Source organism: Methylobacter marinus A45 (genome assembly GCF_000383855.1).
Classification (GTDB): domain Bacteria; phylum Pseudomonadota; class Gammaproteobacteria; order Methylococcales; family Methylomonadaceae; genus Methylobacter; species Methylobacter marinus.
In genome coordinates this window covers 3,485,693-3,510,172 of record NZ_KB912877.1, presented here as the reverse complement: position 1 = coordinate 3,510,172, position 24,480 = coordinate 3,485,693, and the positions used below count along the sequence as shown (strand labels likewise).

The 24,480-nt window shown below is 50.1% G+C and carries 18 protein-coding genes and 3 tRNA genes; 2 read left to right on the top strand and 19 right to left on the bottom strand.

The annotated features are described in order from the left end of the window. Positions 1 to 60 precede the first annotated feature (60 nt). The 4 genes from METMA_RS0116705 to METMA_RS0116690 are packed head-to-tail and all read right to left on the bottom strand — an operon-like array spanning position 61 to position 6,164. Positions 61 to 1,704 carry an ABC transporter ATP-binding protein gene (locus METMA_RS0116705; protein WP_020160255.1) on the bottom strand — a complete coding sequence of 548 codons (1,644 nt, stop codon included), beginning with the start codon at positions 1,702 to 1,704 and terminating at the stop codon, positions 61 to 63. Beyond that, positions 1,697 to 3,040 carry an ABC transporter permease gene (locus METMA_RS0116700; protein ID WP_020160254.1) on the bottom strand — a complete coding sequence of 448 codons (1,344 nt, stop codon included), beginning with the start codon at positions 3,038 to 3,040 and terminating at the stop codon, positions 1,697 to 1,699. The genes METMA_RS0116705 and METMA_RS0116700 overlap by 8 nt, the downstream gene beginning before the upstream one ends. Continuing rightward, positions 3,040 to 4,020 carry an ABC transporter permease gene (locus METMA_RS0116695; RefSeq protein ID WP_020160253.1) on the bottom strand — a complete coding sequence of 327 codons (981 nt, stop codon included), beginning with the start codon at positions 4,018 to 4,020 and terminating at the stop codon, positions 3,040 to 3,042. The genes METMA_RS0116700 and METMA_RS0116695 overlap by 1 nt, the downstream gene beginning before the upstream one ends. After that, a complete protein-coding gene (locus METMA_RS0116690; RefSeq protein ID WP_020160252.1) occupies positions 4,017 to 6,164 on the bottom strand; it encodes an ABC transporter substrate-binding protein in 2,148 nt (715 codons plus the stop codon). The genes METMA_RS0116695 and METMA_RS0116690 overlap by 4 nt, the downstream gene beginning before the upstream one ends. Positions 6,165 to 6,418: 254 nt before the next feature. Between METMA_RS0116690 and METMA_RS0116685 the strand changes: the two genes are divergently transcribed. Next, the gene (locus tag METMA_RS0116685) at positions 6,419 to 7,201 is read left to right on the top strand and encodes an enoyl-ACP reductase FabI (protein WP_020160251.1); all 783 of its coding nucleotides are present in this window, start codon (positions 6,419 to 6,421) and stop codon (positions 7,199 to 7,201) included. 63 nt (positions 7,202 to 7,264) lie between these two features. Here METMA_RS0116685 and METMA_RS0116680 read toward each other — a convergent pair whose 3' ends face one another. The 10 genes from METMA_RS0116680 to METMA_RS0116630 all read right to left on the bottom strand — a co-directional run bounded on the left by METMA_RS0116680 (position 7,265) and on the right by METMA_RS0116630 (position 17,179). Then, positions 7,265 to 9,139, bottom strand: coding sequence for a SurA N-terminal domain-containing protein (locus METMA_RS0116680; protein WP_020160250.1), 1,875 nt, complete (start codon positions 9,137 to 9,139; stop codon positions 7,265 to 7,267). Between the two features lie 76 nt (positions 9,140 to 9,215). Continuing rightward, a tRNA-Asp gene (locus METMA_RS0116675) sits at positions 9,216 to 9,292 on the bottom strand. 6 nt (positions 9,293 to 9,298) lie between these two features. Next, a tRNA-Val gene (locus tag METMA_RS0116670) sits at positions 9,299 to 9,374 on the bottom strand. A 13-nt stretch (positions 9,375 to 9,387) separates the two neighbouring features. Then, positions 9,388 to 9,660, bottom strand: a complete 273-nt coding sequence (locus METMA_RS0116665; protein WP_020160249.1) for an HU family DNA-binding protein — start codon at positions 9,658 to 9,660, stop codon at positions 9,388 to 9,390. 191 nt (positions 9,661 to 9,851) lie between these two features. Then, complete coding sequence (gene lon / locus METMA_RS0116660) at positions 9,852 to 12,287, bottom strand: endopeptidase La (protein ID WP_020160248.1); 2,436 nt, start codon at positions 12,285 to 12,287, stop codon at positions 9,852 to 9,854. A gap of 157 nt (positions 12,288 to 12,444) precedes the next feature. Further along, positions 12,445 to 13,716: an ATP-dependent Clp protease ATP-binding subunit ClpX gene (gene clpX, locus METMA_RS0116655; RefSeq protein WP_020160247.1), complete on the bottom strand. Its 1,272-nt coding sequence runs from the start codon at positions 13,714 to 13,716 to the stop codon at positions 12,445 to 12,447. Between the two features lie 90 nt (positions 13,717 to 13,806). After that, on the bottom strand, positions 13,807 to 14,445 hold the full coding sequence (gene clpP / locus METMA_RS0116650) for an ATP-dependent Clp endopeptidase proteolytic subunit ClpP (protein ID WP_020160246.1): 639 nt from the start codon (positions 14,443 to 14,445) through the stop codon (positions 13,807 to 13,809). Positions 14,446 to 14,453: 8 nt separating this feature from the next. Further along, a complete protein-coding gene (gene tig / locus METMA_RS0116645) occupies positions 14,454 to 15,755 on the bottom strand; it encodes a trigger factor (protein ID WP_020160245.1) in 1,302 nt (433 codons plus the stop codon). Positions 15,756 to 15,873: 118 nt separating this feature from the next. Then, positions 15,874 to 15,957 (bottom strand) — tRNA-Leu (locus tag METMA_RS0116640). A 370-nt stretch (positions 15,958 to 16,327) separates the two neighbouring features. Beyond that, positions 16,328 to 17,179 (bottom strand): radical SAM protein, encoded by an 852-nt coding sequence (locus METMA_RS0116630; protein ID WP_027147402.1) that lies wholly within the window; start codon positions 17,177 to 17,179, stop codon positions 16,328 to 16,330. A 79-nt stretch (positions 17,180 to 17,258) separates the two neighbouring features. Between METMA_RS0116630 and fae the strand changes: the two genes are divergently transcribed. Then, positions 17,259 to 17,807, top strand: a complete 549-nt coding sequence (gene fae / locus METMA_RS0116625) for a formaldehyde-activating enzyme (RefSeq protein ID WP_020160242.1) — start codon at positions 17,259 to 17,261, stop codon at positions 17,805 to 17,807. 69 nt (positions 17,808 to 17,876) lie between these two features. Here fae and METMA_RS0116620 read toward each other — a convergent pair whose 3' ends face one another. From METMA_RS0116620 to METMA_RS0116600, 5 genes are all read right to left on the bottom strand, one after another. Further along, positions 17,877 to 19,466: a GGDEF domain-containing protein gene (locus METMA_RS0116620; protein ID WP_232216446.1), complete on the bottom strand. Its 1,590-nt coding sequence runs from the start codon at positions 19,464 to 19,466 to the stop codon at positions 17,877 to 17,879. A 177-nt stretch (positions 19,467 to 19,643) separates the two neighbouring features. Further along, the gene (locus tag METMA_RS0116615; RefSeq protein WP_020160240.1) at positions 19,644 to 20,459 is read right to left on the bottom strand and encodes a formylmethanofuran dehydrogenase subunit C; all 816 of its coding nucleotides are present in this window, start codon (positions 20,457 to 20,459) and stop codon (positions 19,644 to 19,646) included. Beyond that, a complete protein-coding gene (gene fhcD / locus METMA_RS0116610; RefSeq protein WP_020160239.1) occupies positions 20,456 to 21,352 on the bottom strand; it encodes a formylmethanofuran--tetrahydromethanopterin N-formyltransferase in 897 nt (298 codons plus the stop codon). The genes METMA_RS0116615 and fhcD overlap by 4 nt, the downstream gene beginning before the upstream one ends. Further along, positions 21,349 to 23,016 (bottom strand): formylmethanofuran dehydrogenase subunit A, encoded by a 1,668-nt coding sequence (locus tag METMA_RS0116605; RefSeq protein ID WP_020160238.1) that lies wholly within the window; start codon positions 23,014 to 23,016, stop codon positions 21,349 to 21,351. The genes fhcD and METMA_RS0116605 overlap by 4 nt, the downstream gene beginning before the upstream one ends. Positions 23,017 to 23,024: 8 nt before the next feature. Then, a complete protein-coding gene (locus METMA_RS0116600; protein ID WP_027147400.1) occupies positions 23,025 to 24,284 on the bottom strand; it encodes a formylmethanofuran dehydrogenase subunit B in 1,260 nt (419 codons plus the stop codon). Positions 24,285 to 24,480 lie beyond the last annotated feature (196 nt).

The following is a 24,480-nucleotide window of genomic DNA, read 5'->3' as shown; positions in this document are numbered from 1 at the left end:
AAGCTCCCCGGTCGCATCATGGGGCAGCCGCGACAGGAAGCTTCGATATCAACGGCGACGCTACAAAACAGCTTCCTTGCCCTGGTCTGCAAAGGGCTTGTTTTCCGTCCTCAGCACCGGCACCGCCCCTAGCAGTTTTTTCGTGTAAGCCTGCCGGGGCTCGGACAGCACCTGTGCCACGCTGCCGTACTCGACGATCCTGCCTTTATGCATAACCGCGACTTCATCGGCTATTTCGGCCACCACGGCCAGGTCGTGCGTAATGAACAGGTAACTGACGCCTTTTTCCTGCTGCAGCGATTTCAGCAGTTCGATAATCTGCGCCTGTACCGATACATCCAGGGCACTGGTCGGTTCATCACAAACGATCAGTTTCGGATCGACAGCCAATGCCCTGGCGATGCAGATGCGCTGGCGCTGGCCGCCCGAGAATTCATGCGGGTAGCGTTGCGCGGCATCTTCGGGCAGACCGACCTGCTGGAGCAACTGCCTGACTCGCTCCTGCCTGTTAACCGAGCTGACGCCTGGATGCAGCGCCTGGATGCCTTCGGCGACGATATCACCGACCAGCATCCTCGGGTTCATCGAGGAAAAAGGGTCCTGAAACACGATCTGCATGTCCGCGCGTTTTTGCCGCAGCGCCTCGCCCTGTATGGTATCGAGCGCCACGCCGTCTAATGTTACCCGTCCCGCAGTGCCCGGTATCAGGTTCAACAGGCCTTTGCCCAGCGTGGTCTTGCCGCAACCGGATTCGCCGACCAGGGCCAGGGTCTTGCCCTGCTGGATGATGAAGCTGACGCCGTCGACTGCCCGCACATGATCGACGACGCGTTTGAAAATGCCCTTTCTGATCGGGTAATAGACTTTAAAATCTTCAACCTGCAACAGCGGCGGCGTTTCCTGCCGCCTGTGCGTCAAGCAGCTCTGCATGGAGGGCAAGGCATCGAGCAGTTTTTGCGTGTACGGATGCTGGGGATGACGGAAAAATTCATCGCAATGCCCGGTTTCGACGATTTTACCCTGCTGCATGACCGCCACGCGATCGGCCAAATTGGACACCAGGGCCAGATCATGACTGATCAGCCACAGGGCCATGCCGGTCTGCTGCTGCAGGGTTTTCAGCAAGGCCAATATTTGCGCCTGAATGGTCACGTCCAGCGACGTGGTCGGCTCATCGGCAATCAGCAAATCGGGCTCGCCGGCCAGCGCGATCGCGATCATGACGCGCTGGCGCTGGCCGCCGGACAGTTGATGCGGATAATCGTTGATACGCTGCTCCGGCAACGGAATCTCCACCTGCCGCAACAATTCCAGCACGCGTCGTTTGAGCGCCTGTTGCGGCGGGTCAAAATGCAGCTTGATGACTTCCTCGATCTGGTCGCCGATGGTCATGACCGGGTTCAGCGATGACATCGGGTCCTGGAATATCAGGCCGATGCGCCGGCCGCGGATCCGGCACAGCTCGTATTCGGACCGGCGCAGCAGATTATCGCCCTGCAGGCTGATCGCACGAGCCTGAATGCGGGCATTGGGCGGCAACAGCCTTAATACGGACAAGGCCGTGATCGACTTGCCGGAACCCGATTCGCCGACCAAGGCAAAGGTTTCGCCCGGATAGACGTCAAAGCTGATGTCGTCGACGACCTTGTTGCCGTGATTGAAGCTGACGCTGAGGTGCGCTACGGACAGGATGGGATTATTCATAGGCGCCTCGCCGTGGATCAAACGCATCGCGCACCGTATCGGCAAACAGGTTCGCGGCCAGCACCAGCGCGAACATAAAAATGAATGAGGCGGTCAGGGACCACCAGACCACGGGCTCGCGCGCCATTTCCAGCCGTGCGCCGTTGATCATGTTGCCCCAGCTGTAGGTCGTGGGGTCGACGCCGATATTGATATAGGACAATACCGCCTCGGCCAGCACCAGCGAGCTGAAATCCAGCACCACCGATATCAACACGATGTGCATGACATTGGGCAGGATATGGCGCAGCAAAATCACGCGGCGCCGGACCCCCATCGCCTGAGCCGCCTGCACGTATTCCATTTCACGCAGTTTGAGCGTTTCGGCCCGCAGCAGCCGGCACAAGCCGGTCCAGCTGGTCACGCCCAGGATCAGGCAAAGAAACAACAAGCGCATGTCGGCCCGCACGATCACGCTGGTAAATTTTTCCTCGTGCGCGGCCATGTACACCTGCACCATGAGGATGGAGGCGGCTATCAACAATACGCTGGGGATGGAATTCAGCGTCGTGTAAACATATTGGATGACATCATCGACCCAGCCGCGGAAAAAGCCGGCCATAATGCCGAACACGAGGGCCATGGGCAGCATGACCAGTGTCGTCAGCGTGCCGATCACGAGTCCCGTGCGTATGCTTTTTATAGCCTGATAAAACACGTCCTCGCCGACCTTGTCGGTGCCGAACACGTGATAATAAGCCGACAAATAGACCAGCATGTAATTGACCGAGACGACCAGGAATACCACCGCCCAGACCGCCTTGGCCGTTGGACTCACGATGAAGCGCTTATGCGGCTCTCTCAACAGGCTGACCAGCAGAACCATGAAGAACACGACCAGCCCTGCGCCCTGGAGCCAGCCATAAAAGGCTTTCTCCAGAATATCCGGCAGGTGTTCGGTTTCGGGATCGGCCAGATGCGCGCCGCCGAATTGCAGGCGCGGATAGCCCCATTGTTCGGTGCCGTCCGGCAAGGTCATCATTTCCTTGCTGTACAGATAAACGGCGAAAGGCGCCGAATAGGTTTTCTCGCTGTGTTCGCGCAACGGCGTGGCCCAGTAGTCGAGCGCGCTGATGATTTCATTGCCGTGGCCTTCCGGCGGTTTGAAATGTATCGAGTCCAGCAGACCGACCACGACAAAGAAAATCAGCACGGTCAGCGACATCATGCCGGTCTTGCTGCGGGCTATCTGTTGCATCGGCCGTTTAATGTATTCCTTGCCGCGCAGATAAAATCCAAGCAAGAGCATTACCGCAATCAGCAGGAATATCAGCGCATCGGTCCATAATATGATCATCAGGATAACCTTACTCTGGGGTCAACGAGGGTATAGGAAATATCGGTCAACAGCAGACCGATCACATACAGGACCGAGCCCAGGAACACCATGGCGCGCACAATCGCGAAATCCTGGCTGTTAATCGCATCGATCGTGTAACTGCCCAGGCCTGGAATACTGAAAAACGATTCCATGATCAGACTGCCCATGAACAGCGTGGGCAACACCACCACAACACCTGTCAAAATCGGCAACATGGCATTTTTCAGCACATGCCGGAACAGGGTTCGGGTTTCACTTAGGCCTTTGGCGCGCGCGGTGCGCACGTAATCTTTTTCGACTTCTTCCAGAAACAGGGTTCGGTACCAACGCACGTTGGCGCCAATAGCGGAAAAGACGCCGATCAATACCGGCAGGATCAGGAACTTCAGCGCCGAAAAGCCGCCTTCGTAACCGGAGATCGGCACCAGCCTCAGCAATTTACCGATTAAAAACTGGCCGCCGATAATATAGAACAATGACGAAACCGACATCAGGATCACGCACAGCACGACGCCGGCATGCTCCAGGTAACTATTGCGGAACAGCACCATGATCAGGGCGAACGTGATATTGACCAGTAAACCGACGATCAGCGTCGGCAGCGCGACGGCCAGACTTGGCCACATGCGTTGCTGGATATCGGCCGCTATGTTTCTTCTGTCGCTGTCGGATATGCCGAAGCGAAACAGGAACAAGCCGGCCGACTTCTGATAAAAGATGGTTTGGGTTAGTTTTTCCTTGCCCTCGGCCTTGCTGTTCCATAACAGCGGCAGGTCATAGCCGCGCTGTTGTTTCCAGTTTTCCACGGCCTGTTCGGTCACGTGCTTTTGCCCTAACTGCATGCGGGCCATGTCGTCAGGGCTGTTGACGATAAAAAACAGCACAAAGGTCAGGATATTGACGCCCATCAGCAATGGAAAGGCATATAACACTCGACGGATGATGTATTGGATCATTGAATCGTTTCCCTAACACGCCGACGATAAGCGAGGACCGCCGGAATTAACAGCAGCATAAACACGACAATTGCCAGCAGCAAGGGCCAGAACACGGGTTTGTTCCACGCGGCTCTTTTCTCGGCCCTTGCCGTCGTATCGATGCGTGTGTATTTAAGCTGATTATTGGCCATTAAGTTGGGTTTCAGGTTTTTATACCAGCCATGATATAGCGAAAAACTCTTGGGATGAAAGCCGAACACCCACGGCGCATCGCGGCGCACCAGTTCCTGCAGTTGCTGAATGATTTCATAGCGCTGCTCGCCATTTTCCATATTGCGCATTTGTTCGAACAGACGATCGAATTCAGGATTTTGATAATTCCCTGCGTTTTCTCCACCGTGCGCGACTTTGGCATTGGGCCCGTAGAGCAGGAAAAAGAAATTTTCCGGATCGGGATAATCGGCATTCCAGCCCCAGAAAAAAATCTGTGCATTGCCGGCGCGCATTTTCTGCTGGAAACGGTTGTAATCGGTGCCGCGAATGACCAGTTTGATGCCCAGCTTCTCGAATTGTTTGCGGTACCAGTTCATTCTCGGTCGGTCGTCGATACTGACCGAGGTCGTATCGAAATACAGGATCAAGGCCTGCTGGGTTTTAGAATCGATACCGCCCGGATAGCCGGCCTCGGCCATTAACCGCCTCGCCACTTCAATGCTTTTTCTTTGTGCCTTGCCGTCCTTCCAATCATAAACATAGGGGTTGACGCCGTCCTTGCCTTCAGCATAGCCGTATATGCCGGGTGGTATCAGGCCCTGGGCCGCGACGCCGCGCCCGTTCGCAAAAATTGCGATATATTCCTCGTAATCGACGGCGATGGCGATAGCCTGACGCAGCTTGCGCGCTTTCTCGCTGTCCCCGCCGACCGTGGCATCAAGCATGTTGAAGCCGAGATAGAAAATAGAGGTCGTGACCGCCGTTTCCAGTTGGATGCCTTTTTCCCTCATGGCCTCGGTCAAGGTGGCCGCGCCGCTGCCGGTGAACTGTATGGCCTGATCGAAATTGTCGGAGGCGATGCCGGAGGCATCGTAGTATCCCTGCAGGAATTTGTTCCAGTAAGGAATCGTTTCCTTCTCCAGCATATAGACGACTTTATCGATAAACGGCAGCGGTTTGCCGGCATCGGCTAGCAGGCCTTTTTCCTTATCGCCGGGTTCGCCTTCGGACGGATAGGTTTCCAGATGAAACAAAGGGTTTTTCAATAAAATCATGCGTCGGTTCGGATTGTTCTCGGCCAGAAAATAAGGGCCTGTGCCTATCGGATACCAGTCCAGCGTAATGTTTTTGTCGTCCAGGCCGGGTTGTTCATAAAACACATCGGCCTCCCATGGCATTGGCGCGAAAAACGGCATGGCCAGCCAGAACTTAAACTGTGGATATTTGCCTTTAATGCGTATGCGGTATTGATACCGGTCCAGCGCGGTAACGCCCTCCATCGGAATGTCTTTGATCTCAAATTTCTGCTTATCCGCGACCTGTTTGGAAAATTCATCGAAGCCGACGATGTAGTTTTTCATCATTTCGGCAATGGGTGATTGAATTTTCGGGTGCGCCAAACGCTTGATCTGGTACACATAGTCCTCGGCAACCAGTTCGCGCGAGCCGGACTCGGGCAGGTCCTGCAAGGTGCCAAGCTGATCAATTTGCGCGGCAGTCAAATGATGATAGAGATAGTCGCCTTGCGCATTTTTCGCCAGAACCGGATGCGGTTGGTAGCGGATACCGGGTTGAATTTCGATGATATAATCGGTGTAGGCAATATCGCTGTCGTTTGCGGTTGAAGCCAGTTTATCGCCCCTGGCATTCAGGTACTCGATTTCAGGCATGCCGGTTGCCGTCAGCGGCGTTAGCTCGTAAGGCCTTTTCAGGTAATGGTATTGAAACGGCGGTTCGTAAATCTGTGCAATAAACGCATATTCGTTTGAACTGTATGCCACGGCCGGGTCCAGATGCTTCGGGCGTTCTGAAAAGGATTCATATAAAACCGCCTGATCGCCCTCTTCTTGCGGATAAGGATTGTTGAGCCGCGAATCAGCGCAGGCGCCCAATATTATAGCCAGCACTATCAGAACTAGCGTTCGAGCTTGGTCAGCATACATCTTCATGGACAAAAGACTGGACATCAAAATACCTTGCAGCCTGAAAAAAAATCCCTTTTTTAGGGGTGTTGTTAAATTTGACAGTCTTGCGTAAGCAAGGCTATCCTTTCCGATACCCCTTCGTCACGGCGGGGTAAATCCGCCGTCTGCAATTCATGGGGGATGTTATCATCGACCGGTTACAGGTTGGTGCGGATTGAAATAAACAAACAGAAATAATTAAAGCTCTATTGTAGCAACAAAAACATTCGGAGATGATAATGGGTTTTATGCAAGGCAAGCGTGTCTTGATTGTGGGTTTAGCCAGCAACCGTTCAATTGCATGGGGCATTGCTCAGGCCATGCACCGTGAAGGCGCTGAATTGGCTTTTACTTTTCAAAATGAAAAGCTTCAGAGCCGGGTTGAAACCATGGCGGCTGAATGTAATTCCAACATTACCGTTGAATGCGATGTCAGCAGCGACGAGCAGATAGAAAACGTTTTTAACAAGCTGGGCGAACACTGGGATGGCTTGGACTGTATCGTGCATTCAGTCGCTTTCGCGCCGCGCGATGCGCTGGATGGCGACTTCGTCAATGCCACGACCAGAGAAAACTTCAAAATTGCCCATGACATCAGTTCGTACAGTTTTACCGCCCTGGCCAAGGCGGGTCGCGCCATGATGGCGGGGCGTAACGGCTCTCTGTTAACCTTGAGTTATTTAGGCGCGGCACGCGTTATGCCCAACTATAATGTCATGGGCGTAGCCAAAGCCAGCCTGGAAGCCAACGTCCGCTACATGGCCGTTGCCTTGGGCGAGGAAGGCACACGTGTAAACGCGATTTCCGCGGGCCCGATCAGAACACTGGCGGCATCAGGTATCAACGATTTCAAAACCATGCTTAGCAAGGCAGCCGATGCTTCGCCGTTGAAGAAAAACGTAACGATAGAAGAAGTCGGTAACGCCGCGGCATTCCTGTGCTCGGACCTGGCTTCCGGCATTACCGGTGAAATCACTTATGTGGACGCCGGCTACAACATTGCCGGCTATGTAGCGTCTTAAGCATTTATTTTTTCAACGCAAAAAAAGGGAGCTTATGCTCCCTTTTTTATTCCCTGACCAAGCCTAGTTTTGAGCCTGGATCTGGGGCTTTACCGAAATATCGGCTTCTGCCTGCAAGCTGTTCAAGAGCGCACTGAACTCATTCTGGCCAAAGGCTCTGGCAATATTCTTGGTTGCCAATTCGAGCTGCTTCTTGTCATCTTCGGTCATGACGCCTTCCTTGACCTTCGACAGACTGGCTACCACCTGATCATCGGAAGGCAATGCGGTGGTAAAGATGGTTGGTTTGCCGCCAACGGGGTGGGCAGCCTTGAAGATGGCCTGATTCAACTGCCAGGGCAATTCGCGATCGCCTCGCGTGATTCCGGTCATTTTTTTGACTTCAAGCTTATTTTCCGCGGCAACTGCATCAATTGATTCACCGGCTTGTAAACGGGATTTTACCTGCTGAGCTTTTTCAGTGGCCTGTTGCTTGGCTTTATCCCTTAACAAAGCCGCTATAACGTCCTGCTTGACCTCACTCAGATCACGCGTAGCCGCTACCTTGTGTTCCAGCATACGTAATACCACTAACCGGTCGTCGCCCAACTCCACGGGCGTGCTGTTATTGCCTTGCTGCACGTCCTCGGAAAACGCGGCACTGCGTATTTTGGGGTCGCCGGCAATGCCTTCGCCATTATCCCTCGTAAACAATGTCGATTTTTTTATGGTTAAGCCTAATGCATCCGCTACCGTTTGCAGATTATCAGGGTTTTCATAACTCATTTCGCTTAACGTCTCGCCGGATTCATAAAAAGCATTTTCCGCTTGGGCCTTTTGGTAAGACTTGGTCAATTCCGCTTTAACCGCTTCAAAAGACTTCACCTCACCGGGCACTAATTCGGTCACTTTAATCAAATGGTAGCCGTACGGTGATTTGACCGGTTCCGACACTTCACCAAGCTGCAACGAGCTTGCGGCCTCTTCAAATTCCTTCTCCATGGTACCGGCAGTAAACAAGCCTAAATCGCCGCCCGTTTTGGCTGTCAATTTATCGTCCGAAACCTCTGCCGCTAAAGTGCTGAAGTCCTTGTCGGCCAGTTCTTTTTTTGCTTGCAACGCTTTTTCCAATGCGGTTTTTTCATCGGTTTTGTCATTGATGGCAAACAGAATATGACTGATCTTTCTGCGTTCCGGAGTCGTATACTGATCCCTTTGCTCTTCATAGAACGCTTTTAGCTTTTCATCCGTCACTTCGATGGTTTTAGCAATGTCGTCGAGTGACAACTCTACGTATTCAACGGAAACTTGCTCAGGCACTTTATATAAGTCTTGATGCTGCTGGTAATAAGCCGCTACCTCTTCTTCCGAAGGCTGCTCGGCCGGTTGTTGAGCCGGGACAATCACATAATCAACATCGCGCTGCTGGTTCTGGATTTTAAAAAAGCTTTCCACGTCATATTGAGTCGCAAAACTGCTATCAATAATGCTGCGCTGGAATTGCTCCATCATCAATGCATTCTTGATTCTGCTGACAAACTCGGCGGATGTCATTCTCTGTGAATTCAATAAAGCCTTATATTGTTTCTCATCGAACTTACCGTCCACCTGGAAATATTCCAGGGATTTGATAAATTCACGCGCCTTATTATCGGTGGTAACAAGGCCTTCCGCGTGTACGTACTGCAATAAAACCTCATCCTTTATCAACTTCTCTAAAGCCTGTGCCTTCAGCATTTGTTCATCAATGTTCATTCCTTGAAGATTCTGGCTATATTGTTCATATGCCCTATTGACATCCTGCTGATAAAACTCCCTATCGCCTACGGAAGCAACCGGAGGTTCTTTTCCTGCACCCAAATAGTTTTGTATACCCCATAAAGCAAAAGGCACGCAAATTATTATCAAAATGCCCCATGCAAAAGCACCTTGCGCTTTTTCTCTAATTTTTGTCAGCATACGCTCTATCCTAAAGAAAACGGCTAAAATTCAAGCAAAAAAAAACCCCGAACCATGCCGGTACGGGGCTTTAATTTGGCGGAGTGGACGGGGCTCGAACCCGCGACCACCGGCGTGACAGGCCGGTATTCTAACCAACTGAACTACCACTCCAAAGTCTGGTGGGTGCTGAGGGGTTCGAACCCCCGACCCTCGCCTTGTAAGGGCGATGCTCTCCCAGCTGAGCTAAGCACCCGACTAAAGAAGCACTAGTTTACAGCATCTTTTAAAGATTTACCAGCTTTAAATGAAGGAATTTTCGCAGATTTAATTGTAATCTCTTCACCTGTTTGCGGATTACGGCCTTTGCGCTCTGCTCTTTCCTTGACAGAGTATGTACCAAAACCAACTAAAGCAACAGAATCACCTTTACTTAAAGCAGCTGTAACTGCACTAATGAAACCATCTAAAGCACGTCCAGCGTCCGCTTTTGTCAATTCAGAAGACTCTGCAATAGCATCGATTAGTTCTGATTTATTCATCATTCCCCCTTAGGAAGTATTTTTTAAAATTGTATTCTGCACAACCAGTGTATGGTTCTTATGCGCGATTCCCGGCAACACAAGAAAGCCCGGTATTTATATCAATAGCTCTTAGGCAGTGTCAAGCATTAAAGCCCCCGGAAGCCATGATTTTTGCGGTTTCACCGGTTTTCAGGCAAACCGCAATGTTTTTAATGAGCGGTTACCAGACCTCGTTTTTTTAGCTTCCCCGAATCAGACTCACTTTTACCCTGTTTTTCGGCTTCTTTCTTATTGCTTGGGGTGGGCATGTACTGTAGCGCCACTTCAAGCACCTCATCTATCCAATGGACAGGCTTGATATCGAGGTTTTCCTTGATATTTTCAGGAATTTCAACCAGGTCTTTTTCATTTTCCGCGGGAATAAGAACCGTCGTTATGCCGCCACGGTGCGCGGCCAGTAACTTTTCTTTCAATCCACCTATAGGCAATACCTCGCCACGCAATGTGATTTCGCCCGTCATCGCTACGCTTGCTCGTACAGGTATTTTAGTCAACGCCGAAATAATCGCGGTGCACATGCCTATGCCGGCGCTAGGACCATCCTTCGGGGTTGCCCCTTCAGGGACATGAATATGAATGTCATTTTTCTGAAACACTTCATGATCGATACCCAGAATTTCGGAACGACTTCTGACCACAGTCATCGCCGCTTCAATCGATTCCTTCATGACATCGCCAAGTTTGCCTGTGGAAGAATGCTTGCCTTTGCCGGGAATGACCGCCGTTTCTATCATCAACAATTCGCCGCCCACTTCCGTCCAGGCCAGACCGGTCACTTGCCCAACCTGATCCTTTTCTTCCGCAAGACCATAATGGAACCGTTTAACGCCCAAATAGTTATTCAGATTCTCAGGATTAACTTCAACTTTGGCTTTGCTCGGCTTCAGTAAAAGATCCTTGACCACTTTACGGCAGATTTTCGAAATTTCCCGCTCAAGACTGCGCACTCCGGCTTCTCGAGAGTAATAACGAATAATGTCTCTGACAGCCTCTTCGGTAATTTCAATTTCCCGCTCTTTCAGGCCGTTGTTTTTAATCTGCTTTGGAATCAAATACCGCGTGGCGATATTAATCTTTTCATCTTCGGTATAGCCGGCAAGACGTATAACCTCCATGCGGTCCAACAAAGCCGGCGGAATATTCATCGTATTGGCCGTCGCGACAAACATGACATCGGACAAATCAAAATCCACTTCCAGATAATGGTCTGAAAACGTATGATTCTGCGCGGGGTCCAGCACTTCCAATAATGCGGAAGCGGGGTCGCCCCGAAAATCGGCCGCCATTTTGTCAATCTCATCAAGTAAAAACATCGGATTCCGGGTATTCACTTTAGCCAGATTTTGCAAAATCTTGCCCGGCATGGAACCGATATAGGTTCGCCGATGCCCCCGAATCTCCGCTTCATCCCGCACCCCGCCCAAGGCCATGCGCACATATTTGCGGTTAGTGGCTCGAGCAATGGATTCACCCAGCGAGGTCTTCCCTACCCCCGGAGGACCAACCAGACACAGTATAGGCCCTTTGAGCTGTTTCACCCGTTGTTGCACCGCCAGATACTCCAGAATGCGCTCCTTAACCTTGTCCAAGCCATAATGTTCCGTTTCCAGCACGTGCTCGGCAAGCTTTAAATCATGTCGCACCTTGGTCTTTTTCTTCCAGGGCACACTGACCATCCAGTCAATATAATTGCGCACCACGGTTGCCTCCGCGGACATCGGAGACATCAATTTCAGCTTATTAAGCTCCGCCGTGGCCTTTACCTTGGCTTCCTTGGACATGCCGGCACTTTCGATTTTCTTTTCCAGCTCTTCAATTTCATTGGCAACATCATCCATTTCGCCCAATTCTTTCTGAATCGCCTTCATCTGTTCATTCAGATAGTATTCCTTTTGATTCTTCTCCATTTGTTGCTTGACGCGCCCGCGAATTCTTTTTTCCATTTCCAGCAGATCGACTTCACCTTCCATCTGAGTCATCAGGCTTTCCAGGCGTTTTGCAATATCCGCGGTTTCCAGAATCGCCTGCTTTTCATTCACCTTCAGCGTCATATGCGCTGCCATGGTATCGGCAAGGCGGCTGGGATCATCAATCCCGGCGAGAGAATTCAAAACTTCCGGCGGTATCTTGTTATTCAATTTGACGTATTGATCGAACGAACTGATCACCGTTCGCTGCAATACTTCTTGCTCTCGTTCAGATATAGTTAAAATATCATCAATTTTTACCACGGACGCGGAAAAGAAACTCTCTGTTTCTTTATAGTACAGGACTTTACTGCGCTGACTGCCCTCCACCAAAACCTTGACAGTGCCATCCGGCAATTTCAGCAATTGCAGAATATTGGCCAAGGTTCCGACCTGATAAAGATCGGTAAAATCCGGCTCATCAATTTCAGCTTCTTTCTGGGCAACCAATAAGATCTGCTTGTTGTCCTTCATAGCAGCATCCAAAGCGTCAATGGATTTTTCCCTGCCGACAAACAAGGGGATCACCATATGCGGATAAACCACGACGTCTCTGAGCGGCAATACCGGAATCAAAACATCTGTTTGTTGTATCTCTGTCATTTTGTGCGTTTCCATAACTGGAACCTTTAGCAATTTTTTGAAAAAAGGATATGGGGACGATAATTAAAATAGCAAGGGATCAACCCTTGATTCACAGTCTTTTGGCTAACTATAGCGCAAAAAAAAGGGAGCTAAAAATAAAGCTCCCTTTTTTTTCTATCCCGTATAAACCTCAAGATTCGGACGAAGCCTTTTTCTTTTCGGTTTCGTAAACCAAAATAGGCTCGGAGTCACCCAAAATTACGCCTTCATCAACGACCACCTTGCAGATATTTTCCGATGATGGCAATTCATACATAGTATCCAGCAGCACATTTTCAACGATAGTCCTCAAGCCGCGAGCGCCGGTTTTTCTTTCCATGGATTTACGAGCGATGGCGATCAAGGAATCCTCTCTGAATTCCAGCTCAGCGCCTTCCATCTCAAACAAATGCTTATATTGCTTAATCAATGCATTTTTAGGTTCAGTCAATATTTGGACCAAGGCCTGTTCATCAAGTTCTTCCAACGTGGCAATCACCGGTAGACGACCGACAAATTCCGGAATCAATCCGTACTTGATCAAATCCTCGGACTCAACTTCAGCAAAGAGCTGACCGACATTTTTAGTTTCATCCTTTGCCTTAACCTCTGCCGAAAAGCCTATGCCGCCCTTTTCCGAACGATCCTTAATGATACGATCCAGTCCGGCAAATGCACCGCCGACTATAAACAGGATATTGGCGGTATTGACTTGCAGAAACTCCTGCTGTGGGTGCTTACGGCCACCTTGGGGTGGAACGGAAGCGATAGTGCCTTCAATTAATTTAAGCAGGGCCTGTTGCACGCCTTCACCGGAAACATCACGCGTTATCGACGGGTTATCGGACTTTCTGGAGATCTTGTCGATTTCATCGATATAAACAATGCCGGTTTCGGCTTTCTCTACATCATAATCGCATTTCTGCAGGATCTTCTGAATGATATTTTCTACGTCCTCCCCGACATAACCTGCTTCTGTCAGCGTGGTGGCATCCGCAATAGTAAAAGGGACGTCCAACAGACGCGCCAAGGTTTCAGCCAGCAGCGTTTTTCCTGAACCGGTAGGCCCGATTAATAAAATATTGCTCTTTGCTAATTCGACACCATCTTTTTTTGACTTGCTGCGCAAGCGCTTATAATGATTATAGACCGCGACGGCCAAAATCTTTTTCGCGCTTTCCTGCCCGATGACATACTCATCAAGCTCTTGCTTTATCTCTTTCGGTTTAGGCAATTCGCCACCAAAGGAAGAAGAGTCGTCTTGCAATTCGTCTCTTATGATATCGTTACAAAGCTCCACGCATTCATCGCACACATAAACCGATGGTCCCGCAATAAGCTTCCTGACTTCATGCTGACTTTTACCGCAAAAAGAACAATAAAGCAGTTTATCGTCGTCTTTGCCGTTTTTGTCATTACTCATAAATTAGACTCCTGCAAACATCCAGTAACTGATGTTCTTTTACTTTCGATGAAGCAAAGAATATATCGAAATACAAAAAAATACCAACCGTTATTTATCAGAATCAATCATTCGACTCGACAATACCTTATCGATGAGTCCATAGCTAACAGCATCATTGGCGCTCAAAAAATTATCCCTATCCGTGTCCACCTGGATCTTTTCTATCGGCTGGCCAGTATGGTTGGCCAGGATTTTGTTCAGTTTTTCCCTGATTGACAAAATCTCTCTGGCATGAATATCAATATCCGATGCCTGCCCTTGAAACCCACCCAGCGGCTGATGAATCATCATTCTTGAATGAGGCAGGCAGTACCGTTTGCCTTTCGCGCCGCCGGTCAGAAGCAATGCCCCCATGCTGGCCGCCTGACCGATACACATGGTGCTGACATCAGGCTTGATAAACTGCATCGTGTCATAGATCGACATACCCGCAGTCACTGATCCGCCTGGAGAATTAATGTATAAATGAATATCCTTGTCCGGATTTTCCGATTCCAGAAAAAGCAACTGGGCTACAACCAGATTGGCCATATAATCTTCCACCTGACCAACCAAAAATATCACCCGCTCCTTTAATAGCCTTGAATAAATATCAAAAGAGCGCTCGCCTCTAGCGGTTTGCTCAATAACTATGGGAACTAATCCACCCGCGGCCTCAGGAGCCATTGCTTGATTCAATTTATACATTCCAAACCTTACCTTTGTTGTTTACTCATCACATCATCAAATTTCATAATCTCATCAGATACGTTTGCTTGGGCGACCAGCCATTCGACAGTCTGATCTTCCAGCACCATTTGCCTGACATCATCCAAACGACTTTCATCTGAATAATACCATTTAATCACATCCTCAGGATGTTCATAACTTTTTGCCATATCCTCAATGGCGGATCGTACTTTATTCGCGTCAATTTTAATATCGTTTTTCTGAATGATTTCGCCCAGGATCAACCCTAAAGCCACACGACGCCTGGCTTGATCTTCAAATGCATCCCTGGGCAGCTGCAGGTCATCCAACTTCATTTTCTGCCTTTTAGCGGTTTCTATATAAGGCTTCATCATATTTTCGACTTCCTGGTCGACCAGCGTATTCGGCACGGTAATCTGAATTTTTTCGTACAAAGCATCCATGACGGCATTTTTCAGCTTGCCACGCAAAGCCTGCTCGAGCTCCCTTTCCATGTTATTTTTAACATCTTCACGGAAAGCTTCCAAAGTACCTTCTTCAATACCATACGCCTTAATGAAAGCCTCATCGATTTCAGGCAATACAGGCTCTTCGACCGCAATGACCTCAATCTCAAACTCAGCCGCTTTACCCGCCAACTTCTCATTGCCATATTGCTCAGGAAAAGACACTTCAAAGGTCTTGCCAGCGCCCGCCTCAAGACCGATCAGATTGTCTTCAAAGCCGGGAATCATTTGTTTCGCGCCGATTTCGACCTGATAATTTTCCACTTTACCATCAGTAAAGTTTTCACCATCGGCAACGCCAGAGAAATTGATTGTTATGCGATCATTTTCCTGTGATGCGCGCTCTGCCTTGGTCCAGGTTTTCTTTTGCGCTCTCAATTTTTCGATCATGTCGTCAACATCGGCTTCCTCGACAGTGGCAACAGGGCGTTTCACCTCGATTTGATCCACGCCTTCCAGCGATATCTCAGGATAAACTTCAAACTCGGCGGTATATTTAAAGCCTTCCGTGTCGTTTGACGGATGTATATGCGGATGACCGGCAGGCTTTAAATTCTGATCCTGCAACGCTTCAAAATAAGTGGACTGAATCAGATCCCCGGCAACTTCCCCCCGGACTCTATCGCCAAACATCTTTTTAACAACATTCTGAGGCACCTTGCCTGGACGAAAGCCATCGACTTTAACTTCGCGCGCCAACGACTTTAAACGCGCCGCCATTTTCTCCTGGACAACCTCTTCAGGCACGCTAACAGTCATTTTTCTGCTTAATTCTGATGTCTTTTCGACAGAAACTTGCATTTCTTTACCTCAAATAATTTATAGATGAATTTTATATTAGGATACCGGAAACGGCTCAAAGATCTGAATAAGTTAACGACAGGCATCATTAACTTTATATGTAAATATTTGAATTTAGTGGTGCGAATGGAGAGACTCGAACTCTCACAGGAAACCTACTGGAACCTAAATCCAGCGCGTCTACCAGTTCCGCCACATTCGCACGTTGAATGAACGCGGCATTATAGCCTCAATTCCGCAAATACAACAAGCCATAAATTTAAAATATATTCCACATCAATCTTAATACACAGTTTCGCATCCCATTCGGCATAAAATTGCGACATTTAATGACTAACGCATGACGATGCCCGGACAAAATCAACCTAAAAACCGAAAAGCCAAGATTTAAGTATTCCTCAATCCATCAGCGCAATTAGCTTACTTAATAGTGTCGGCATAACGGAATTCAACCCCTGCCAGTAAAATTAAATCCATTCCGGACTAAAAAAACCGCGATACAGGAAGCATACTAGCGGTTGAACCACTTGAAACCGCCCCTTGGAAGCCTTGCCGAATACCTCTCTTAGGAATCAAGCACTGACTGACACATCAAACCCCAGGCATCTTATTTCGTCGGCAAAGGCATTTAACGTTTCCGCGGGCAATTTCTCCAGCATACCCGCTTCCTGCTGCAAGGAAGGCCGGGCTATCGTATATAACATAATGCCTTTCAGGCTTATATGCTCCTTGATTGTCTTCAGCATATCCAGATAGGCCTGCCTTTCTTTTGCCGATAAGCCGTGTTTTTTATAATCCAGCAAGCAGGTCTGTAATTTTGTGGGACATAGCCTTGCCGAAAGCATTAAATTTTCCAGACTGACCCTATAACTCTGCCCGGCATTATTAATCAGCCGCCTTCCTGATTCGGTTGCACTATCAAACTTAAACCAGACCTCCCCGCCATAAGCTTTTAATATCTTCAAGCCATTCTGGACTTTAAGCTGATGCACCAGGCTGCCGTTAGTGATCAATACAAAATTGCTCCGGGGCAAAACCCCTGCCTCAGTCGCAATCTTGCCGATCAGCGCCACCGCCCTGTCAAATTCTTTTAAACTGGTTGGTTCTCCATTGCCGGAAATGGCAATGTCCTTGATAACACGATTGTCGCCCGGTATCTGGAAACGCTCATAAAAATCCCCCTTGAGCACATCCTCAAGAAAAAACCTTAACTCGTCTTCCAGCAACTGAAAATCCATTTCAGGCGCCGCGCCGATCTTCAAGCCGGGAACCTGGCAATAAATACATCGCCAATTACAGGCATTATTGGTATTGAAATTAATTCCGATAGATAACCCTCCCGCACGCCTGGAGAGTACCGGATAGACATACTTTAAACCAGCCACATCTCTGTCGTGGCTGGTCGTTGTTAATACTGGTGCCATCATTCCATTCAAAAACAAAGCTAAATTGTGTTATTCTACGTCGAACTGAAATTTGTATTTTAAGTTTTTGGAGAGATACATGAGCGAAAGAATCGTATTCCGTACCGGTGAAGCCCTTGTTGCAGGCGGTCCTCCCGGCACAGCCGCGGAACCTGAGATCATCATCGGTGAATTAGACGGCCCTGTCGGCACTGCCTTAGCCACACTGACCGGCAACCAGGCTAAAGGCCACTCAAAGGTGTTCGCCATTTTGAATACCGACATTCAGGTTCGCCCCGTTACCTTGATGGTCAGCAAAGTTACAGTCAACAACAACCGTTACACCAATATTCTGATGGGCACGGTGCAGGCGGCGATTGCTAACGGTGTTCTTGACGCGGTTCGCGCCGGCGACATCCCAAAAGAAAAAGCCAATGATCTGGGCATCATCTGTTCAGTCTGGTTAAACCCAAGCGTGTCCACCGATGACAATCTGGACCATCAAATTTTGTTCGACATCCATCGCAAAGCCACGGCACAAGCCATCCATAAGGCAATGACCAATACGCCCGATATAGACTGGTTACTGGAAAATCAGGATAAAATCACCCATAAATATTTTCAGATGGGTCTGGACGGCAAAATCTAAAGCCACACTGTTTTGGCAAAAGCCTCGCGGCAATACCGGGGCTTTTGTCGTATAGTTGGTTTATTAATTCTAAAGTTCCATCGGTCTTTTGCAATCCAGCTTCACGCGATACATTTTCGAATCCGCAAGATCGATCAACGCATCAATATCAGTACCATCATCGGGATAAAAAGCCACGCCCATGCTTGCCGATACATGTAACTGTTTATCCTGATAGTCGACCGGACGACCGATAGCCTGCTGTATCTTCACCAATGTCATCGTGACATCTTCCCTATTTTTGACGTGGTTAAGCAATAAGATAAATTCATCACCGCCGAAGCGGACCGCCACATCCGATTGACGAATAAAATTTCGTAACGTCTGCCCCACATGCACCAACACTTTATCGCCCGCCTTGTGACCTAACGTATCGTTTATATCTTTGAATTGATTCAGATCAATAAAGCAAACGGCAACCTTGTAACAGTCTCTTTGAGCCATTTTTAAAAATTGATCCGCCAGCACAAACAGATGGTGGCGGTTATCGAGACCCGTCAACATATCACGATAGGCGATTTTCCTGATCTCCTCTTCAGCGGCCAGACGCAAGCGAATTTCTCTCCTTGCGGTTCTATAGGAAATGGACAAGGCTATAATAACGAAAACCACCACCGCTGCTATGGCTAAAAAAATTTCCGAATATAACCATAGTTGCTCCCGGTCAACTTTAAAATCAGGATCATACATAAAACCATTCAAGGCCTGGTCATTTTCGACCATACCGGCTTGCATAAAAGTATTCGCCATATGCTGCCAGCGCCAGGGATTCATATGGCCCATCTCAATCAAATCCGGCACGATCAAGGGCCGTATGACCTGGGCTTCAAATTCCAGATGCGCCCTGGATTTGTTCACCTTATATTTGTTCACTAATAAATCAATCACTTCCTGAGGATGATCCATAGCATAACGCCACCCCTCCAGGCTGGCATCGCGCAATGCCTTAACTCTGCCTGGATGTTTTTTTATTTCACTTTCGGTTGTAAAGAGAATATCACTGTAAAAATCCACCCCGTAGTTACGCGGATTAAGGACCGTATAATCGACACCATGCTGCTTCAAATAATAAGGCTCATTGCTCAGATACGAGTTAAAAGCGACAACTTTTCCGTCAACCAGATCCTGAATATTAAAACTGCTCGGAATGACATGGAGATCCGCCATGCTGATGCCTTCATTATGCATCATGGCAAAAAAATCGGCATCAACGACTTTGTCCATCAACATCACCTTCTTGCCGATTAAATCATGCGGGGAAAGAATGCCGGCGTCCTTTCGCGCCAGCAATACGGACGGAGAATGCTGATAAATAGCGGCCAATGCCACCAGCCGCGCACCGCGCAGCCGCTCCAGCAACAGTTCGCTATTGGCTACGCCATATTGGGCACGCCCCTGAAGCACTCGCTGAACCGGCTTTTTATCCGGCGAACCGGCGTCAAGTATTACTTCAAGTCCGGCTTTACGATAAAAACCCTTTTCCAGCGCCACGTAATAACCGGCAAACTGGAATTGATGGTGCCAACGCAATTGTATATGAACAGGTTCGGCGAATGCGTCGGAAAAAGCCCCCGCCAGTAAAACACACAAAACAAACCTCGTTCTGACGACAAAGATCATCAAGCTTGCCATTGCTTCAATAATATTGCCAATACAGCCATCAAGAGGATTTTTCAGCATAGCGCCCTGGGTATTTTGAATATAATCTTACCGTCTAAGAGCTAGGGTTCAGACCAACAAAAAGCCCCGAAAATCGGGGCTTTTTGCATTTATTGCTGAAACAGGATACCGACGGCTTTATCCTATTTTAATTAATACCTCGCCTCTGCCGATTTCCGACATATCGCCGGCATAACGCTGTACGCGATTAAATGCCACGGAAGCATCGGCAAATTTGGAATTGAGTTTCCTAAATGATGTAAACAGTATAGGCAAAAAAGCCAGCGTGTGCGCGCCGCAGTCATTAAAACTTGCCGGTAACACGGGTTGATTCCATAACAGCAAGGTGCCGCGGCGCATGGCGTAGCCCAGATTCCTGCCGGTTTTGCCCATGACGGCAATCGTCCCGGCCGTCATTCTGGACCCGCAATAATCACCGGCATTGCCTTCGATAAGAATATTGCCGCGGCGCATATGGTCTCCCGCCCGCTCGCCGACATTACCCTTAACCAGGACCGTACCGCCTTTCATGCCCATTTTGTTGCCCGGCAAGGCTGCTCCGAGAAAATCGCCGGCATCGCCAGCAATAGTCACGAAACCTTTTTTCATTTCACAAGCCGCATAGATGCCGGCATTACCCATTACGCTAATCTCGCCGGACTTCATGCCCAATCCCAGATAAGCACCGGCATCGCCTTCGACTTTAATGCTGCCGCCGTCGAGTTCCTTGCCGATAAAATCGAGCTTGCCGAAACTGTTTTCGATGACGATCTGCTGAGTGTCGGAACCGGAAACCTTGAACAATTCATCCACCCGGATTTTGCGTTTGCCGCTTTGCAGCTCAATGGCGGCAATTTGCGCAGGCTCCATGTCCTTGAGCAAATGACAGACCAGCGGCGACATATCCACACGCTGATCCGGCCGGTGTATCAGTGAAAATGTTAAAGCACTCACGCCATAATCTCCTGTAAGTGAAAGTGGAACGGTCCGAGCTTGCCGCCGTAGTTACCCGCACTGATGCGCGTGATGCCGTTTTCGGCACCTAAATCGCAGACCGCCTGTATGCCGACGCGCATGGCTTTATCAATATCTTCCTTGGTCAGACCGTCGATTACGATTTCCATAACCGACTCAACCTCGGGCGACAGATCAGTCCGGGTCATGCCTTTCAAGGTCGGGCAGAAGGCGTCATTGGTGGATGCGCCCAACGCCTTGTATTTCGATCCGACTTTGGATCCGGAACGCACGACGCCGCCCGGAAACGGCATGATGACATTGGGAATTTTGCGCATGGCTTCAATCGCGGCCTCACAGGCGGCCAGCGCCTGCGGCTGCGATTTGGCCAGCACCAGAAAGTTGCCGCCGCCTACCGCATCAACCTGCCCGGTTGTGGCTTCAGCCAGAAACTCGCCATCCATGACCGGTATGCGCCAGTAGCGCTTGCCGTCAATCAGTTTCGATACCTGGAAGCCGTCGCCGAAATAACGCAGGTTTTTGCCCAACGGAATCTTTTTATCGCTCTCGATGCCGGCAAACAGCGCCGAGGTAGGCGACGTCAATACGCACTGCCCGGCACGCGTTTCCAGCTGTTTGGCCAGGCCCTTGCCGCCCATGGCGAAGATCATGACCGAAACGCCCGGACGGCCGTCCGGCGTTTCGGAAGGGTCCAGCACCCGCTCGATACCGGCCTCACAGCCACAGGCAATCACCGAGGTGGCGAAGCCGGTCATGGCCTGGGCGGAAATCATGGCCCATTTTTCATTTTGCGCGGTGATGATAGCGCGTGTCGCTTTCATCGGGAACGCTTCGGCAAAGGTCGCATCAATTGCTACACCATTAATAATCATGCCACCTCCCCTTTAAGCGGATGCGCAGTCAAGCTGCCGCGGCCAATGTCCGTGAATTCATCATCGCTGATTTTAAAGTTACCGACTTTCATAGTAAGGAACCGGTCAAAATATTTCTGTAAATCTTTCTCTATCGATGGGTCCCAATCCGGTTTAACGATATGGGTTGTGCCCCACTTGGAATGAACTACCGTGCCGTCCCGGACGACCAATTCGCCGTCCTTGAAGACATAATCCGGCTTGGCGAACATTTTTTCGCGGTCGGCATTATCGGTATAGACGGTAATATCGGCCCAGTTGCCGGCGCTCAGACCGCCGCGATCCTGCAGACCGATCAGTCTGGCCGCGCCGGCGCGCGTCATGATCGCGATTTCCTGCAGGCTGTATTCGCGGTCTATCGACGCCAAGGTGGTCATTTTCTGCGCTTCCGGATGGATCGTCGCCAGCATGTCGTTACGGAAACTCTTATCCATCAGCAAACGGATCAGATGCGGATAGCTGGTAAACGGCGCACCATTAGGATGGTCGGTGGTCAGGAAAATACGCCACGGGTCATCGACCAGCAGGAAGGTTTCCAGACCGATCGCCCACTGCAGGGCATTGACGAAGTTCTGATCCTTGTATTTGAACGGCACAACGCCGCAGCCCGCATCGCATTCGATATCCATGCACACCCATTTGTTCGGGCTGGCATGTTTATGGTTGGCATGCTGACGCATATTGTCGCCCGATGCGGTAACGGTCTGCCCGAACAGAACCTGCCCGACATCGATGGTGATGTTCTTGTTTCTGTTGACCGCCTCGGCAATCTGCGCCGCGCCCGAGGAGAATTTGAAATCCCCTTCCGTGCCATAGCTGTGGAACTGAATGTGCGTCAAGTGCATGGGCAGGCCGCCGATACCCTGGATCGTGTCCAGCGTGGTATTCATGTTGCCGGGCACGCCCAAGTTGCAGCCGTGCACATGCAGCGGATGCGTGATGCCCAGCTGTTTGACCGCCGTGGCCAGCACCTGCAGGATTTCCCGCGGGCTGACGCCGTAGTGGCTGTTTTTCTCGTCCAGGTCCAGTTTGCGCTGATTGAACTTGAAGGCGCTGATGCCGCCTGGATTGACGACCTTGATGCCGATGCCCTTGGCCGCCTGCAGTGTCCAGGCCACATAGTCATTGATCGCTTTCTGGTCCTTCTTGGCGGTCAGCATGCGCAGCAGATAATCATCACTGCCCAGCATGACGTAGCCGCCTTTATCCAGGATAGGAATGTCTGCCATTTCCATGTGCGCCTGACGCGCATTGACCGCCAGCACGGCAGGTTCGAAGCCGGCGGTATAGCCCATCTCGGCATAACGGTAGCCGGTTACAAAGGTGCTGGGCATGGCATGGCCCGTGCCGGAACGCGTCGCATCGGTGCGATGCACGGGATCCATGCGATGGTCTTCAGGCAGCAGGGTTCTGGCGATATTGCCCTTGCCGCCGCCGATATGTGTATGCATATCGATCGCGCCGGACATGACTACCTTGCCGCTCAGGTCATATTCCTTATCAATCTGGACATCCGGGCCCGGCTGATTGACGATACGCCCGTCCTTGATGTAGATGTCCTGTTTCTTGCCATCGATACCGCTGGCAGGATCATAGACAGTTCCACCTGTTAATTTTATCAACATATTCTTACCTACAAAGCTTGTTCAATGGCGTTCAGCACGTCAGACGTACTGGGCAGCCCGGAATCGCGACATTTTTTCAATCGAATCGCGACCACGTTATCCATACGATACGCATGGCCGGCATGATCGATACCGGGAGTGCCGACCGGAATAAACACATCCGGCTCTTTGGCGAAGGTCATGCCGGAACGGCCGATGACTATGGTCGGCAAGTCCGTTGCCGGCGGCACGGCATTAACATTAAACGCCTGCACCCACACCAGCGCATCGGCTTCGCCATTGGCCGTCATCACTTCGATATCGTTCAAATAAGGATCATATTCAGGAAAGCCTTTGGAAAAACGCGTACGCGCCGGATAACCCGTGGTCCAGCCGCACACCTGATTGGCGGTTTGATCGCCCTCCTTGCCGCCCAGCGGCAAGCCGGAACAGCGGGTGTTCAGGTCATTGATGTCCTTGATCATTTCCGACAATGTCTGCACGGTCAGCTCAGCCTGATCGTAAGACAGCGCACTGGCCGCCCAGGTCACGACACTGTAGCCTGCCGCTTTCAGCTTGTCGGCGATGCCCTGTAAATCAGCGACAGCGATGCCGCCTACCGATTCAGCCCGGATAGGCTGACCTTTAACCAGGGCTCTCAATACCGCCACGAGTTCCGGCAAGTCTTCCATCCCGCATTCGAAGACCTGGGCTTTCTGCCCTTTGGGCGAGGTGGAGGCATTACCGGAAGGGGCTTTGCCTAAATAAATAACCTCGCGGTTGCCGGTATCCTCCAGAAACATGGATTCCTGATTCCAGAGGTAGCGCTCGAAAAAGCGTGGAGCGAAGCTTTCAGGATCGGCGCCGACAACCAAAAACAAATCGCAACGGTTTTTCACTTCCGCCAGCGTGGTCGTCATCCAGCCTGAATCCTGAAGGGCCAGCAAATTGCGCCGGGTTGCATTGAAATTCATGTTATCGACCACGGCGCCGCACCGGTCTGCCAATGCCAGCAAGGCCCGCATGCCGTTGACATCGGTCGCGCAGCCGCCGATAACCGGTTGATTCGTGCCTTTTAACAATGCCGCGGCCTTGGCCACGGCGGCATCGAGACTGACATCCTTGCCGTCAACCCGGGGACTGGTATCGGTAATAGCCTGTTCAAAAGCAGGCGTATTGACCGGGCAGCCATTTTCAACCACTTTCAACGATACGCCGTCAACCCTGATTGTCAGGTCATCCGTTCCAATACCGCAAAAAGGACTTGGTACTTCAGTTACTTCAATCACGCGCTATCCTCTTTTTCATACATGTAAATCGTTATTGCCCAGCATTGCTTGCGGCCATGCCCTTCACTATGGCTTTTATGCTCGACCGCGCATGCCGCCGGGAAAATGGCAATTATTCTACCTTATTACTGGGTTAATATACATGGCATTCCTTGTATATATATTGCCAGCCGGTTTAAATTCCGCATACGCCGGC

Bases quoted from the DNA above. Each gene is read 5' to 3' on its own strand.
- METMA_RS0116705 (WP_020160255.1), bottom strand. From the start codon at position 1,704: ATGAATAATCCCATCCTGTCCGTAGCGCACCTCAGCGTCAGCTTCAAT.
- METMA_RS0116700 (WP_020160254.1), bottom strand. From the start codon at position 3,040: ATGATCATATTATGGACCGATGCGCTGATATTCCTGCTGATTGCGGTA.
- METMA_RS0116695 (WP_020160253.1), bottom strand. From the start codon at position 4,020: ATGATCCAATACATCATCCGTCGAGTGTTATATGCCTTTCCATTGCTG.
- METMA_RS0116690 (WP_020160252.1), bottom strand. From the start codon at position 6,164: ATGAAGATGTATGCTGACCAAGCTCGAACGCTAGTTCTGATAGTGCTG.
- METMA_RS0116685 (WP_020160251.1), top strand. From the start codon at position 6,419: ATGGGTTTTATGCAAGGCAAGCGTGTCTTGATTGTGGGTTTAGCCAGC.
- METMA_RS0116680 (WP_020160250.1), bottom strand. From the start codon at position 9,139: ATGCTGACAAAAATTAGAGAAAAAGCGCAAGGTGCTTTTGCATGGGGC.
- METMA_RS0116665 (WP_020160249.1), bottom strand. From the start codon at position 9,660: ATGAATAAATCAGAACTAATCGATGCTATTGCAGAGTCTTCTGAATTG.
- lon (WP_020160248.1), bottom strand. From the start codon at position 12,287: ATGGAAACGCACAAAATGACAGAGATACAACAAACAGATGTTTTGATT.
- clpX (WP_020160247.1), bottom strand. From the start codon at position 13,716: ATGAGTAATGACAAAAACGGCAAAGACGACGATAAACTGCTTTATTGT.
- clpP (WP_020160246.1), bottom strand. From the start codon at position 14,445: ATGTATAAATTGAATCAAGCAATGGCTCCTGAGGCCGCGGGTGGATTA.
- tig (WP_020160245.1), bottom strand. From the start codon at position 15,755: ATGCAAGTTTCTGTCGAAAAGACATCAGAATTAAGCAGAAAAATGACT.
- METMA_RS0116630 (WP_027147402.1), bottom strand. From the start codon at position 17,179: ATGGCACCAGTATTAACAACGACCAGCCACGACAGAGATGTGGCTGGT.
- fae (WP_020160242.1), top strand. From the start codon at position 17,259: ATGAGCGAAAGAATCGTATTCCGTACCGGTGAAGCCCTTGTTGCAGGC.
- METMA_RS0116620 (WP_232216446.1), bottom strand. From the start codon at position 19,466: ATGATCTTTGTCGTCAGAACGAGGTTTGTTTTGTGTGTTTTACTGGCG.
- fhcD (WP_020160239.1), bottom strand. From the start codon at position 21,352: ATGATTATTAATGGTGTAGCAATTGATGCGACCTTTGCCGAAGCGTTC.
- METMA_RS0116605 (WP_020160238.1), bottom strand. From the start codon at position 23,016: ATGTTGATAAAATTAACAGGTGGAACTGTCTATGATCCTGCCAGCGGT.